Genomic DNA, 15,135 nt, shown 5'->3' with positions numbered 1-15,135 from the left:
TGGGAAAACAATGAGTTACTAATAAGAGTGTAAAATCAGATAATATGAGAATATGTTTAATTGTACTTGGAGTAATTGCGATACTAACAGGTTGCAAGGAAAAGAAAGTCACGAATCCATTAGAGTTGTTTCATAAGGCAGATATCATCAATGGGAATATATTGCCAATAGAAGGAAAGGTAATTGGAAATCCTATTTCGATTCAGATAATAGACTCGCTAATTCTTATAATGAATAAAAACAGTGAGTATTATCTTGATGTATTCTCAAAAAAGAATGGTAATTATTTAGGGGCATCTATTAAAAAAGGTAGAGGGCCTAAAGAGTTATCACGTGCAATTTCGATTGATAGAAGCGAACATAATAAATCTATAGATATTTTTACACGCGTTCCGAAAAAAGTGAATACCATAACAGTTAAGAACCTATTTCAAGACACAAGCTTTGTACCTGTTAAAACTAGAGAATTTAAAATCGATGATGGGTCTTGTTATCATGTTAAGAGAACAAAAAATTATTTTATAGGAACAGGTTCATTTAGTCATGGCATGTATGCAATATTTAACTCAGAAGGTGTACTTATAGGAAATCATGGTGCATTCCCTAGTTTACAAAAAGGTCAAAATTTAGAATCACGACAAAAAGGAAGGTTATTTCAGGGATTCTTAAAAGTGAAGGAAGGTTCAAATAGGTTTGTTTTTGCAACAAACTGTTCAGAAATACTTGAAATTAACGAAATCTTACATGATAGTATTCAAGAAATAAAAAAATACCACTATCGATTACCTGATTTTCTAATGTCTAAAAACCGAGTGGTAAAGAGAAAAGAGAGTATTATGGGATATTGCTGTTTAGAAGCATCGGATGAATATATTTTTGCTCTTTATACAGAAAAAACTTTAAAGGAATACATGTCTAATCCTTTTGTTGCTGATAACATTTTAGTATTTGATTGGAATGGGAAGCCTATAAAAAGGTTTAAACTGGATATTGGCCTTAATAGTATTGCCTATGACAAAGATAGCAAGTCCATAATTGGAATTGGACTTAGCGATGAATTGTTCCTGATAAAATATGAACTTGATATTTAGAGAAGATCGAGTAAAAAACAGAAGTTATTAATATGAAAAATATAACTCTAATATTATTGATATTACTTTTTTTAATTGGTTGCAAAGAAAACACTGGTCAAAATAACATCAGTGAAGTAGTGAAATCTTTTGTTGGAAAAGAATTGGTTCTGCCTGATTCATTAGAGATATTTTATCCTAAGAACTTTGAAATTGATGAATATTTTATGGATTACACTGTTGCTGTTGTAGCCTTTATTGATGGTAATTGCAGCAAGTGTGCCGAAGATATATTGAAATGGGGAAATTTTATTAAAACACATCAAATGTGTGAGGAGGTGAGCTTTTGCTTTTATGTAGGGGCAGATTCTTATTGGTCTTTGGAAAATTTTATGAATAAGAACAAAATACCTTTTCCAATATTTAAGGATCCTCAAAAAAAATTTATAAGACAGAATAATCTGCATAGCAATAGTATGTTTCATTCGTTCTTATTAATTGATAAGAAAATTGTTTTAATAGGTAATCCAATGAAATATGAGAAAATACTAGACTTATATATGCAAGAGATGCGAAAAGAATTAGAATGTGAGAGTTATTAAGAAAAAAAAATCGAGCCTAGCAAAGAAATTAATTTTATGTTTTCTACCTGGGTTTATACTCATAATCTTACTAAGATTATTTGTATGTGAAATTTTCTATGTGCCTTCTAACTCAATGCATGCTACCATTAAAGAAGGAGATTATGTGTTGGTAGAAAAAATTTCATTAGGTTCTAAATTACCTAATTCAATTTCAGATATTCCCTGGAGTAATGTGTTGTTGATGTTTTCTAAGGAACTAAAAGCATATATAAATAAAGAACGTTGGGATTATTACAGAACTAAAAGTTTTAAATCTGTTGTTAGTGGTGATATTCTCGTCTTTCAAGATATTGAAGAGAAGTCAGTTTTAATAAAGCGTTGTATTGGAATACCTGGGGATACTTTATGTATTAATAATGTTTGGTATTGTAATGAAGAGGAAAGGTTTTATTCTAACAATCTTCATTTTGATTTTAATATTGAATATTATAATGAATCGGTATCAAAGTATATTACTCGTAATCATTTAACCGGTGGAACCAGAAAAATGGGTGATTCTATAATACATAGCACTATTATTAGTGGCAAAGATTTAAAGAAGCCAAATTTTAAAAGGGTAAATAGATGGTTTAGATATAATGAGTTAGGGCAAAACAAATTAAAAGCATACAAGAATCTTATTATTCCAGGAAAGAACATGAAAATAAAGTTTTCCAAGGAAAATGCATCTTTTTATTGTGATTTAATAAATAAATACGAGATTGAAAAGGTTTATTATATGGACGGTAGAGTATATGATAATGGTGAGTTCATTCAAACTTATACATTTAAAAAAGATTACTTTTTCCTTTTGGGTGATAATAGATCAAAATCAATAGATTCAAGACATTTTGGACTTATACCTGAGGAGTTACTTATTGGTAAAGCAAAATATGTTCTTTCTTCATTAAATAAAAAACTTCCTTTTAAAAAAAAACGGAGTGCTAACCAGTGAGTACATTTACATGATTATATTTTAAAAACTTGTGTTTTTTTAGAAAGGTGGAGCAAGGCAAAAACAAAATAATGTAAAAGGAAAATATTTTTCTTTCATTTAAATAATTGTATCAAATGAATAGGTTAATAATTTTATTGCTGTTACTGGGAATTTTCTCCTGCACACAGAGCTCTTCGAAAAGTAAAACTGAAAAATTACATGAAGAGAAAAATACCAAAGTTGAGTTTCCTTACCATGTAAATCTTCCAGATAACGGAAAAGATACCTTAAATCTGTCTAAGGTATCCACAGAAGTGAATTTTGTAAGCTTAGAAACAAACAAAAAATCATTGTTAAGAAGAGTGTATCAAATGGAAATGAATGATACATTGATTCTAATCTCTGATTTGAGAAGGTTGCTTTTATTTAAAATGGATGGATCATTTGTGAAACAAATAGGTAAAAATGGGAAAGGGCCTGGAGAGTACATTTATGTACTGGATTTTCAAATAAAAGGAGATACTATTTATATTGCTTCGTCAGGGAAAAGGTCTATAATTAAGTACAATTTGAGTGGTGAATTCCTGGAAGAAAAAAAACTTGATGCTTTACTCGCCTATTTTTCGATTGATGAAAAAAACCAGATAGCTTGGTATGATAGATGCGAAGGGGCCATTAAATTTTTTAATCAGGATGCCCAGTTAATTGCAAGTTCTAAATTCGAAACTTTTCTTAAAGGACGAGACAGATTTACCTGGAAGGATTCTTATGATACTTACTTTCAAAGAAGTGACTCTTCTTTATTGGTGAATAATTATTTAAGTGATACAATATGGTCTATCAATGATAAACGTAAAAAACCAGCGTTTATATTTAATCTTGGAAATGAATTATTGCCTGTTACAAAGCAGGTTGGATATTATAATGGAGATTTTAATAAGTTTGAAAGAAATGCATCCCCCTATCAAAAAATAAATATTATACATTCTGATAATTATTTAATGGTTTTTAAGAAGTCTTGGATCGAAGACGATTTGAACTCTATTTATCTTCATAGTTTCGATAATCAAGTAACCCAAAAGTATGCTGTTCCTTTTGTGTATGATGACTTGATCAGTCATCGCTGCTTAAATATTCGATCGGAGCTTAGTCAGAATGGTTTTATGATCTCAGTTATCAATGCTATGGATTTATGTTTGGATATGGAAGAAACTAAAACAGTTCAAGAAAAATTAAATCCCCAAACTAAACACTGGTTTGATAAAATGTCAAATGTAAAAGAGGGTGATAATCCAATTTTGGCAATTTGTCGATTAAAGAAGAGATAGGTTTATGATCTAAATACAAACTTCTTTAGTAAGTTTTTAGCCGATTCTTAGATATCATTATGAAAAAGATACAAGGAAGAAATAGAATTGAGCGATTTTTAAATGCAAATTAACAGTAAATTAGTTCTGTTTGATGTGAGATAGATAAAATTTACATGTTAACTTTAGAAAAAAAAGATGAAACATATATCATTTTTAATAATCGGAATTATTATATGTTTAAATGCATGCACCCTTGGTCATGGAAAATCTGCGGAGGAAGCAGGTAAAGCATCAACAACTGTAGAAAGAAATCATGTAAAAACAATTTCACTTCGATATGATAGTTTTCAACAGGAAATTATCAGCAATGGTAAGTTATGTGCCATGCGCAAGGCCGACATGCCCTTTAATATTTCTGGTAAACTGAAAGAGATACCTGTAAAGAATGGAAGTTTTGTTAATAAAGGTGAATTAATAGCCGGCATAGATGATTTTACCCTTCACAATCAATTTGAAAAGAGCAAACAGGCAGTTGCCAAAGCCAGGTTGGAAATGGAAAATATTCTTATTGGACAAGGATACGATGGAAAGGATACCACGAATATTCCAGGAAGAATTTTAAATATTGCCCGTTTAAAGTCGGGATTAAATGATGCTTTAATTGATTACAAGAAGGCACAATATGATTTGGAATCTAGGCAGTTGAAAGCACCTTTTTCAGGGGTGATTTCCAATTTATCTGCCAAACTTTATCAACAGGTAGAACCGGGTAAAACATTTTGCACATTGATAAATACCAAAAGCTTTGAAGTGGAATTTACCATTATGGAATCGGAAATTGATCAGTTGTATGTCAATCAACAGGTAAGTGTTCAACCTTTTGCTTTTCATGAGGAATCTTACAAAGGAAAATTGAGCCAGATTAACCCTTTGGTTGATGAAAATGGATTGATAAAGGTGAAAGCCGTGATTCAAAATACAGGAGGCAAATTGATGGAAGGAATGAATGTGAAGGTAATGATTGAGAGAACAGTAAAGAGTCAATTGGTAATCCCAAAATCGGCACTTTTATTGAGACAAAACAAACAAGTTGTTTTTACTTATAAGGAAGGAAAAGCACTGTGGAACTATGTAAAAACCGGATTTGAGAATAGCGACTCATACACCATACTTGAAGGATTAAGTGAAGGTGATGAAGTAATTGTGGAAGGAAGCCTGAACCTTGCCCATGAATCGAAAGTTGAAGTTGTTCATTAGCGATAAGTTTTGAGTTGCATCATCTTAATTTGGTAACTTGAACCTTGTGGCTTGTAGCCCCAGTGTATGATAAAATTCTTGTTAACCCGCCCCATAGCTGTAAGCATGACCTTTTTAGCCATTTTGCTATTGGGTTGTGTGGCAATAGGATTATTACCCATATCCTTAATGCCCGATGTTGCCATACCCGAAATAAGTGTGCAAATTTCACATGAAAACCGCTCGGCGCGCCAGCTGGAAAACACAGTGGTAAAAACAATTAGACGCCAACTTCTCCAGGTGCCGCATTTGGAAGATATTAAAAGTGTAACTCGCGATGGGAGTTCTTTCATTCACATGAAAATGGCTTATGGCAGCGATATTAATTTGGCGTACATAGAAGTAAACGAAAAGATTGACAAATGTATGTCGCTCTTACCCAAAGATATGACCAGGCCAAAGGTAATAAAGGCTAGTGCTACGGATATACCCGTTTTAAAACTCAATTTAAGCTTACAAAAGGAACAAAACCCACAACAGTTCATGGAGTTGAGTCAGTTTGCCGATGCAGTAATTCGCAAACGAATAGAGCAACTTTCGCCTGTGGCTATGGTTGATATTACGGGTAGAGTTTTTCCTGAAATATCGATTCACCCCGATTTGGAGAAAATGAAAGCTCATCAGATCAGCTATACTGATATTGAAAACCTGGTTCATAATAATAATATCGATTTTGGTAATTTAATGATTCGCGATGGTCATTACCAGTATAATATCCATTTTGAAAAGAGTTTTCAGAATGTAAACGATATTAAAAATCTTTACTTTGATGTGGACGGGAAAGTGTTGAAGTTAAAAGATATTGCCACAGTTGAATTGGTAGAGCAGAGCAGAAAAGGCCTGGCGATGATGAATGGGAAGGAGACTGTTTCTTTGTCTATAATTAAGCAGGCTGATGCGCGAATACAGGACATGAAAGATGAATTGCAAGCCTTAATAAGTAACTTTCATGAAGATTATCCGAATATCGAATTTGAAATATCTGAAGACCAAAGCAAACTACTTGACTATTCCATTGAAAACCTAAAGCAGAGTCTTTTGCTAGGGGCAAGTTTGGCCTTTTTGGTCATGTTCTTTTTTTTAAAAGATTTCCGTGCACCTTGGTTAATAGGTGTGTCTATACCTACATCTCTTATTATTTCCCTGCTGTTTTTTCACCTATTAGGTCTGTCATTAAATATTATATCTCTTTCAGGTTTGGTACTGGGTATTGGTATGATGATCGATAATTCAATTATTGTTATTGATAACATTTCGCAGTTCAGACAAAGAGGAGAAAATCTGCTGCAATCCTGTATAAAAGGCACCAATGAAGTAATTAGACCCATGCTAAGTTCAGTTTTAACTACCTGTTCCGTATTTCTCCCATTAATTTTTATTTCTGGTATTGCAGGAGCATTGTTTTACGACCAGGCACTGGCGGTTAGCATCGGACTATTTGTATCATTATTGGTATCTATTAGCCTGCTTCCAGTATATTACCGACTGTTTTATAAACATGAGAGGCAAGGAAGGCTGGACAGGTGGGTGAATCAATTGAGCAAACTTGATTATACAAAGCTGTATGAGACAGGCCTTACAAAAGTATTTAGAAATCAGAAATTATCATGGTTTCTATTCCTGCTTTTGCTGGCTTGTGCAATCACACTGGTAATTTCATTGCCCAAAAAGAGATTACCCGAACTTACTCAACACGAAATGATATTGCGAATCGATTGGAATGATCGCATTAATATTGATGAGAACAGAAGGCGCACAGAACAGTTAATCAGGCAAATTGAGCAAGATCGGGTTCAAACTTCAGTATTAATTGGTGAGCAACAGTACCTTTTGAACCGCGGACATGAACTTTCCGCATCGGAATCATTAATTTATATGAAAGTTGAGGATAGTTCAGATATCAATGCTCTTAAAAAACGTTTAAAGCATCATTTGAACAATTACTATACTGAATGCAGGTTTTATTTTACAAGTCCCGAAAATTTATTTGAGCAAGTTTTTGCCGATGATGAATCGCCTCTTGTTGCCAGAATAAATTTTAGAAATGGAAATGAGAAAGAGCAATTAATTCAGGTAAAGCAATTACAAAAGGAATTTACGAATGCTTTTCCAGGTGAATTTAATCCATCGCAAGCGTTCCAGGAGCAGGTCAGCCTGGAATTCGATCCTATCATTTTAATGCTGTATAAAATTGATATCAATTCATTTTACAAGCAATTGCAAACTGCTTTTAATCACAATGAATTGGATGTGATTCGAAATAATCAGGATCAGGTTCCACTTGTATTGGGCGATAAGAAAAGCACATTGTACGATCTTATTAATCAAACCAAAATAGTGAATGAAGAGGGAGTTTGGTATAAGTTGAATCAGTTAGTTAAAAAACAGCCTCATGAGTCTTTAAAAAGTATCACCGCAGGTAAGGAGGGCGAGTTTGTTCCTTATGCACTCCATATTGATGACGATCAGCTTGTTTCATCAAAAAATAAAATAAAGCAAATACTAAGTAAATATAAGGATGTTGATTTGAGTTTTTCGGGCAGTATTTTTGCCAATAAAACCTTGTTGAGGCAGCTTGGATTAATATTATTGATTTCCCTGCTTCTACTGTATTTTATATTGGCTTCCCAATTTGAATCCTTTAGTCAACCTTTAATTGTTTTACTTGAAGTACCCATTGATATCGGAGGTGCCCTGCTTGTACTATGGGCTTTTGGTGGTGATCTTAACCTGATGTCATTAATCGGTCTGATTGTAATGTCGGGAATAATTATTAACGATTCCATTTTAAAGATTGATACCATTAACAGATTGAGAAAGGAGAAAGGCTTTGGATTAATTAAGGCCATTTTAGTGGGCGGACAAAGAAGATTAAAGCCAATTTTAATGACTTCTATAACTACCATACTGGCGCTATTTCCATTTCTGTTTCTGGATGGTTTGGGTGCTGAACTGCAAAAACCCCTGGCCATTGTTGTAATTGGAGGTATGTTTATCGGTACACTGGTAAGTTTATATTTTGTACCGCTTTGTTATTATTATTTAAATCGTAGTAGAAAATAAAAATGCAGATTTCAAGTTACAAGCTGTTAATAGGAAAATATGGCTTGTAGCTGAAGGCTGACTGCTGAAAGCTAAATAAAATGAAATTAAAACTGATCATTTCAACATATCTCTTCATGCTGCTGTGGCACAATTCATTGGCACAGCAAAATAAAATGAGTTTGGAACAAGTGTTAGATCTTGCTCAAACCAAGTCGTTGGATGCCTTTTTACAAAAAAACATGTTCCAGGCAAGACAATGGGAATATAAATCCTATTTGGCCGACCGCTTGCCTAATTTGTCTTTAGGCATGACTCCTTTCGACTACAACCGTTCATTTGTTTCTCGCTACAATTCAGTAAACAACCAGGATGAGTTTAAAGAGCAACAAAGTTTATACTCTTATGCTCGCATGTCTCTTTCGCAAAACCTTTCTTTTACTGGTGGTACAATCTATGTTGATTCTGATTTTGGTCGTCTTCAAAATTACGGAGATACTGATAGTAGGAGCTATACTACGACTCCGGTAAGAATAGGTTTAATTCAACCTTTGTTTGCTTACAACGAGCAAAAATGGATGAGCAAATTGGCTCCTTTGAAGTTTGCCAAAGCCAAAAAGGAATACATTTCAAATACACAAGTCATCAATTTGAAGGCCATTGAACTGTTTTTTAATCAGGTTTTAGCAAGTTTAAACGAGCAAATTGCCAGCACCAATAAGAAAAACTCAAGTTTACTTTATGATATCGGAAAAAAGAGATTTGAAATTGCAGCAATTAAGGAAAGCGAACTGTTGAACCTGGAATTGAATGTTCTACAGGCAAACATCGAGCTCGTAAAAAGTGAAAAACTCTTGCAGCAGGCCTGTTTTGATTTGAATCTGTTTCTTGATATCGATAAAGAATTTGTTCATAAGCTGATATTGCCTGAAAACATTTCCAATCTGAGTATTGATGCTGGCCTTGCTATGGATTTGGCATTAAAAAATAATCCTCTGCTGTTGGAAGAAAAGCAAAATCAAATACAGGCCGAAATGGAGGTGGAGAAGACCAAGAAGGAGAGTCGATTTCAAGCAACATTAAATGCAAGTTACGGATTGAATCAACAGGCAGAGTCATTGAAAAGTGCTTATGAGAAACCTCTGGATCAGCAGAAAGTGAAGTTTAGTGTTGAAATACCTCTTCTTGACTGGGGAAAAAGAAGAGGCAAATACAAAATGGCACTAAGCGATAGCGAAGTAATTCGATTACAGGCAAAACAAAGAGAAATGGATTTTGCACAGGAGGTAAGCCAAAAAGTAATCGATTTTAATTTGCAAAAAAGCCTGGTTGATAATTCCAAACGTGCGGCTATTGTTGCCCAAAAATCTTATGATGTGAATCTACAATTGTTCAAAGATGGCAAACTTACTGTTCTGGAGTTGGATGATGCGCTTAGAAAACAATCAGCAGCACAAAAAGATTATTTGAATCACCTGAAGGATTATTGGCTGTATTACTATAGTATTCAGCAGTATACTCTTTATGATTTTAGAGCCAAAACGGAATTGGAAAAACTTTTTGAAACACGGCTTAGAGAAATGTAGAAGCTTTTAATCGAACTCAGCTTTGTTAAGCTATTGAATATGAAAACACAAAGTAATCAATCTTTTTCTATCATTATTCTATTTGTTGTACTTACAATAATTGGGGTGTGCTTTGTGCCTTTGTTAAATGTGAAGTTCACTCCCTCACGCTCATTACCCGAGATTGGAGTAAATTATTCCTGGCCAAAAGCGAGTGCACGAGTTCTGGAAAAAGAGGTGACTTCAAAGTTGGAGGGAATATTTAACTCGATGCAATCTGTTAAAGAGGTTCGGTCTAAATCTTCTGCAGGAGCCGGAAATATCCAGGTTGCTTTTGATAAAGATATGGACTTGGATATGGCGCGCTTTGAGATGGCTACCCTAATTCGACAAGTGTACCCGGAATTGCCTGAAGGCCTTTCATATCCATACCTAAGTATGAAAACGGAAAATGAGGACAGGCAATTTTTAAAATCATATACTTTGAATTCGAGTGCAAGCCCATATTTCATTCAGCAATTTGCAGAAGAAAAGATTGTGCCACAACTAAGTTTGGTCGAAGGTGTTAATAATATTGAGGTATATGGGGCAGTACCTTTTATTTGGGAAGTGAAATATGAAAGCCATAAACTTATGCAGTTGGGGATTACTTCACAACAGGTCATTCAGGGCATTAAAAACTATTTCAATAAAAAAGAACTTGGAGGGGTAGTGCTGTCCAAACTAGAGGGAACTTACATCCAAATTCAAATTGAAAGCAAAAAAAATGACAAGTTTGAAGCATCTTTAATACCCTTGGCTAAAGTAAAAGATCGAATCGTTTACCTTTCTGATGTAGCCCGTTTAACTTACAAAGAAAAGGAACCGGATTCTTACTTTAGAATTAACGGTTTGAATACCATTAATATGATTGTGTATGCAGAGAAAACTGCAAATCAAATAGATGTTGCCAATCGTCTCGAATCTCAAATTGAAAAGATAAAATCTGATCTTCCAGCTGTTTATTCGATAATACAAACCTATGATGCTACCAATTACATTAAAAAAGAGTTGGAAAAGATTGCCTGGCGTACCGGTTTATCACTGTTCATATTGTTGTTATTTGTTTTGATCATTAGCAGGCAATGGCGATATCTGTCCATTATTGTAGCAAGTCTCGTAGTTAATCTTAGTATTGCTGCAATATTTTATTATTTACTGAGATTAGAGATACATCTCTATGCTATGGCGGGAATTACAGTATCTTTGGGGATTATTCTCGATAACAGCATTGTGATGTTGGATCATATGAAGCATCATAAAAATAAAAGAGTATTTCTGGCCATTTTAGCCGCTACGCTTACCACTATTGGCTCTTTAAGCGTAATTTTCTTTTTAAGTGATCAGCAAAAGCTAAAATTGATTGATTTTGCCCTGGTAATGATTGTGAACTTAGCAGTATCCTTATTCGTTGCAATTTTATTACTTCCAGCGATACTTGACAAATTTCCATTGTCTCATACAAATAATAGACGGTCGTTTAGAAGAAAAAGGAGAATCCTGAAAATTGGGAATTATTATGAACGATTGGTTTTGTTTCTTAAGCGCTGGAAATTCGCCTTTATCCTGCTCATGTTCTTGGGATTCGGTCTACCTGTACATTTGTTACCAGAAGAACTGGAGAATGAAGGAAGATTTTCAGAAATGTATAACAAAACATTTGGGTCCAATTGGTTTAAGGATCATGTAAAACAGCCCATGGAATATGTTTTAGGTGGAAGTTTGAGACTTTTTGCAGAGAATGTATTTGAGCAATCTTTTTATGCCGAGCCTGAGCAAACAAAATTAAATATTGTGGGTAAAATGCCGGAAGGAAGTACTCTTTTGCAACTAAATGATGCCATGATGTACATGGAAAATTATTTATCTCAGTTTGAGGAAATTCAACAATATCAGTGCAAAATATATAACCCCAGAAATGGCCGTATTACTATCACATTTATCGATTCCGCAGAATATTCGTCTTTTCCTTATGTGTTAAAAAATATGGTGACCGAAAAAGCGATTAATTTTGGTGGAATGGACTGGGCAGTTTATGGTGTTGGCCGGGGTTTTTCAAATTCTCTAGGTGATGGAATGCGTAATTCAAGAATTACGCTATACGGATATAATTATGAGAAACTATATGCTTTGGCGAATGATTTGCAAGGGAAGATTTTAAAGAATCCCAGGGTGAAGGAGTGTGAAGTGGTAGGTAGTTCAGGATGGAATACCCGCTTAAAATACGAATTTAACTTTAATGCAGATGAGCAGTTATTGGCATTGAATGGGATTAACTATGCAGAAATCTACTCTTATTTGCGCGAAGTTCTTGGCGCTTCCTCTTCAACGAGAGTAATGATTGGAGGCCACGAGAGTAAGTTGGCTTTTGTTTCCGATGAGGCTGAATCAATTGACTTGTGGCATTTGAACAATGCTCCAATACAAATTGGAGAGAAGAAATTAAAACTTTCAGATTATGCTAAAATAGAGAAAGAAAGAGTTGGAAACGACATTTATAAGAAAAATCAGGAGTACCAGCTGGTTGTACAGTACGATTTTATAGGTCCCGGGAAGTTGGGAAACAGGGTAATGGAACAATATATCGAAGATACTGAAGAGATACTTCCTTTAGGCTACAGTATTAAAAAACAAGATTACTATGGCTGGTGGGGTGCTAAAGATAAAGCCTCCTATTGGTTGATTGCATTGGTTATCCTGATTATCTATTTTATCTGTTCAATTCTTTTAGAATCTTTTACACAGCCTTTGGCCATTATAGCCATGATTCCTATCTCATTTATAGGTGTATTTCTCACTTTTTTTCTTTTCGAGTTAAATTTCGACCAGGGAGGGTATGCAGCCTTTGTTTTGTTGTGCGGTATTTCGGTTAATGCAGCCCTTTATATTGTGAACGATTGGAATATTTCTCGTAAAAACAATACTAAGCAGATCCTAAAAAGCTATGTAAAGGCCTACCAACACAAAATTATTCCAATTTTATTGACCATTGTTTCGACAGTACTGGGGTTGGTGCCATTTTTAATTGCTGGTAAAAATGAGGTGTTCTGGTTCTCATTGGCGGCAGGAACCATTGGAGGTTTATTGTTTTCATTAGTGGGTATTGTAATGTACTTGCCTTTGCTGTTGAGAATGAATAATAATTAATGCCATTTTAACTTCAAAGTATTGCATTGGGCTTATCCAAGTAATTTTCATAATCTTATATCCTTGGCTTAATTATAACAAGCGGCGTTTCGTGTGGTAATGAAGGCAGACACTCGTATCAACAGTTGTTAATAATTTGAACTACCTAGTAAGTAGATTAGATAAAGCATTTCCTGATTTGCACTTAACTTCTTTCCCGCCATACAATAAACAATTAATGCATTAGCCATACTTTATTTATACAGCTTTACCTTCCTGCAAATAAATGGATCTCTTATATTTGCACCACTATACACTCAATATTAACAAACAAAAACTAACAACGAACAACAAATATGAGCATAGATCTTATTTTCATGCTAACGAAGGATGATAAAACTGTTCCTGATGCCAGAAGGTATGTGAAAGAAATTGTAGCAGAAGGGGTGAAGCATATTGGCTTTAAGGATGTGGGTTTGCCTTTTAACGAATTAAAAGCCCTCACCAGTGATTTGCGTGCAGAAGGAGTGAAAGTATATCTTGAAGTGGTAAGCCTGGACGAGAATACCGAAAAAAAATCGGCCATGATTGCCATGGATTTAAACGTAGACTACCTATTGGGTGGTACAAGACCCGAATTAATTGCTCCTATCGTAAAAGATCATCCCTTAAAATATTATCCTTTCGTAGGAAAAGTAGTTGGGCATCCGAGCGTTCTGGAAGGTTCTATTCACGATATTGCAGCCCAGGCTAAAAAAATAACAAGCCTCGAAGGGGTAGATGGTCTGGATCTGTTGGCCTATCGTCACACGGGAGAAGACATTCCTCAACTTATTCAGGAAGTTTCGAAACACTCGTTAAAACCAATTATTGTTGCAGGTAGCATCGACTCTGTTGAAAGAGTGGAAACAGTAAAAGAAATTGGCGTATCGGCCTTTACGGTTGGTACTGCGGCATTCGAACAAACTTTTCCATCTACCAAGCCAGGTGTTGCAGGCCAGGTAGAATACATTCTGAAAAAATGCTAAGATTAAATTTTCACATTCTTTAACACTTCTTCTCAATTGTTAACCGAAATGTTAAATACATTTGTTATACACAAAAGAGATAGATTAGGTTTTTTCATAGAATAATAGATTAGGAGTTTAAATAAATGACCCGGCTTGTAGGCCGGGTTTTTTATTTTGTGGAAATTGGTAAAAGTTCATGTTTAAGTTTCTTTAACTTCCTTATCAGGAAATTAACGCTTAATTGAAATACATTTACAATGAGAAAAGCAAATAAGTCTTTCTCTCAGATTTAGGTTAGTAAATAGTGGTTAGTAAATAGTGGTTAGTAAAAAAGCTTAGGGTGGTGCCTGAGCTTTTTTCGTTTACAAGCTTGAGATGCAAAAGATAAAATATATTTATTTTAAATAAAAAGACTCTAAATATTGAACATATTTTGTAGATTTGTGTATAAACAAAAAGTTTAAACTTTATTAATATCTAAAATCTCAACCATGAAAAAATCTATTGCTATTTTATTTGTGCTGATTGGATTTACATTGAGCGCACAGAATACCAAGCTTGAAGTGTTGAAAGAATTTGTAGCTGGAGCTGTTAATTTTAACGACGAATTTGCAGATTTAGGCCAGCCTATTATTACCATCAATAAATTGGCTGAAGCACAGGCCGACAAAACCATTGAATTGACAAAGGACAATATTGAAGAAACCCTTGAAATGGCAAAGTCATACAAGACTTGTATCATTACAGTTGGAGTTCATACCATTGTTAAAATTACCGATTTTGAAGATTGCAGTCCGAGTGGAGCATGGGGAGCAAGCATGCCTATGGGAAAAGGATATGTGCAAAAAGCAGGCGTTTTAAATGAGAAAAACGATTATATCAAAAACATTATTGGTCGTCCAGGTTCACAAGTAAGAAAAGTATTCCTTTTTAAGTAAGGAGAAACAGATAGAAAAAGCCCGATTTGAATTTTGAAGTGAACCCCAAATATTGGACGGTTATAAAATAAGTTAATGATATTGAGTTCGGTATTTTACCGGACTCAATCCGTTTAAATGAGTCTTTATTCTAATATTATTGTAGTAATTTATATACTCCTCCAGTTCCTTTAGAAAGT

The 15,135-nt window shown here is 34.3% G+C and carries 11 protein-coding genes; 10 read left to right on the top strand and 1 reads right to left on the bottom strand.

Going from position 1 to position 15,135, the window contains the following annotated elements; all coding sequences use genetic code 11:
- Positions 1–44: 44 nt before the first annotated feature.
- From ELS83_RS19805 to ELS83_RS19760, 10 genes are all read left to right on the top strand, one after another.
- Entirely contained in the window at positions 45–1,091 is a 1,047-nt protein-coding gene (locus tag ELS83_RS19805; RefSeq protein ID WP_171597286.1) for a BF3164 family lipoprotein, read from the top strand.
- 32 nt (positions 1,092–1,123) lie between these two features.
- Positions 1,124–1,672: a hypothetical protein gene (locus ELS83_RS19800; RefSeq protein WP_171597285.1), complete on the top strand. Its 549-nt coding sequence runs from the start codon at positions 1,124–1,126 to the stop codon at positions 1,670–1,672.
- Complete coding sequence (gene lepB / locus ELS83_RS22605) at positions 1,659–2,648, top strand: signal peptidase I (RefSeq protein ID WP_171597284.1); 990 nt, start codon at positions 1,659–1,661, stop codon at positions 2,646–2,648. The genes ELS83_RS19800 and lepB overlap by 14 nt, the downstream gene beginning before the upstream one ends.
- A gap of 116 nt (positions 2,649–2,764) precedes the next feature.
- Positions 2,765–3,958, top strand: coding sequence for a DUF4934 domain-containing protein (locus ELS83_RS19790; RefSeq protein WP_171597283.1), 1,194 nt, complete (start codon positions 2,765–2,767; stop codon positions 3,956–3,958).
- 177 nt (positions 3,959–4,135) lie between these two features.
- Positions 4,136–5,197: an efflux RND transporter periplasmic adaptor subunit gene (locus ELS83_RS19785; RefSeq protein WP_171597282.1), complete on the top strand. Its 1,062-nt coding sequence runs from the start codon at positions 4,136–4,138 to the stop codon at positions 5,195–5,197.
- Positions 5,198–5,263: 66 nt separating this feature from the next.
- Positions 5,264–8,299, top strand: a complete 3,036-nt coding sequence (locus tag ELS83_RS19780) for an efflux RND transporter permease subunit (RefSeq protein ID WP_171597281.1) — start codon at positions 5,264–5,266, stop codon at positions 8,297–8,299.
- Positions 8,300–8,379: 80 nt separating this feature from the next.
- Positions 8,380–9,864 (top strand): TolC family protein, encoded by a 1,485-nt coding sequence (locus ELS83_RS19775; RefSeq protein ID WP_171597280.1) that lies wholly within the window; start codon positions 8,380–8,382, stop codon positions 9,862–9,864.
- 39 nt (positions 9,865–9,903) lie between these two features.
- Positions 9,904–13,029 (top strand): efflux RND transporter permease subunit, encoded by a 3,126-nt coding sequence (locus tag ELS83_RS19770; protein WP_171597279.1) that lies wholly within the window; start codon positions 9,904–9,906, stop codon positions 13,027–13,029.
- Positions 13,030–13,364: 335 nt separating this feature from the next.
- The gene (locus ELS83_RS19765; RefSeq protein ID WP_171597278.1) at positions 13,365–14,036 is read left to right on the top strand and encodes a beta/alpha barrel domain-containing protein; all 672 of its coding nucleotides are present in this window, start codon (positions 13,365–13,367) and stop codon (positions 14,034–14,036) included.
- A 473-nt stretch (positions 14,037–14,509) separates the two neighbouring features.
- Positions 14,510–14,956 carry a hypothetical protein gene (locus tag ELS83_RS19760; RefSeq protein ID WP_171597277.1) on the top strand — a complete coding sequence of 149 codons (447 nt, stop codon included), beginning with the start codon at positions 14,510–14,512 and terminating at the stop codon, positions 14,954–14,956.
- Positions 14,957–15,028: 72 nt separating this feature from the next.
- Here the strand turns inward: ELS83_RS19760 and ELS83_RS19755 are convergent.
- The coding region (locus ELS83_RS19755) for an IS3 family transposase (protein ID WP_171597137.1) at positions 15,029–15,135 on the bottom strand (107 nt) is incomplete at its 5' end.

The sequence above is a fragment of the Marinifilum caeruleilacunae genome (assembly GCF_013141825.1).
Classification (GTDB): Bacteria; Bacteroidota; Bacteroidia; order Bacteroidales; family Marinifilaceae; genus Marinifilum; species Marinifilum caeruleilacunae.
The sequence above is the reverse complement of the archived record's forward strand: the minus strand, read 5'-3'. Positions and strand labels throughout refer to the sequence as shown.

Excerpts from the sequence above, each read along its gene's own strand:
- ELS83_RS19805 (WP_171597286.1), top strand. The coding sequence starts at position 45 with ATGAGAATATGTTTAATTGTACTTGGAGTAATTGCGATACTAACAGGT.
- ELS83_RS19800 (WP_171597285.1), top strand. The coding sequence starts at position 1,124 with ATGAAAAATATAACTCTAATATTATTGATATTACTTTTTTTAATTGGT.
- ELS83_RS19790 (WP_171597283.1), top strand. The coding sequence starts at position 2,765 with ATGAATAGGTTAATAATTTTATTGCTGTTACTGGGAATTTTCTCCTGC.
- ELS83_RS19785 (WP_171597282.1), top strand. The coding sequence starts at position 4,136 with ATGAAACATATATCATTTTTAATAATCGGAATTATTATATGTTTAAAT.
- ELS83_RS19780 (WP_171597281.1), top strand. The coding sequence starts at position 5,264 with ATGATAAAATTCTTGTTAACCCGCCCCATAGCTGTAAGCATGACCTTT.
- ELS83_RS19775 (WP_171597280.1), top strand. The coding sequence starts at position 8,380 with ATGAAATTAAAACTGATCATTTCAACATATCTCTTCATGCTGCTGTGG.
- ELS83_RS19770 (WP_171597279.1), top strand. The coding sequence starts at position 9,904 with ATGAAAACACAAAGTAATCAATCTTTTTCTATCATTATTCTATTTGTT.
- ELS83_RS19765 (WP_171597278.1), top strand. The coding sequence starts at position 13,365 with ATGAGCATAGATCTTATTTTCATGCTAACGAAGGATGATAAAACTGTT.
- ELS83_RS19760 (WP_171597277.1), top strand. The coding sequence starts at position 14,510 with ATGAAAAAATCTATTGCTATTTTATTTGTGCTGATTGGATTTACATTG.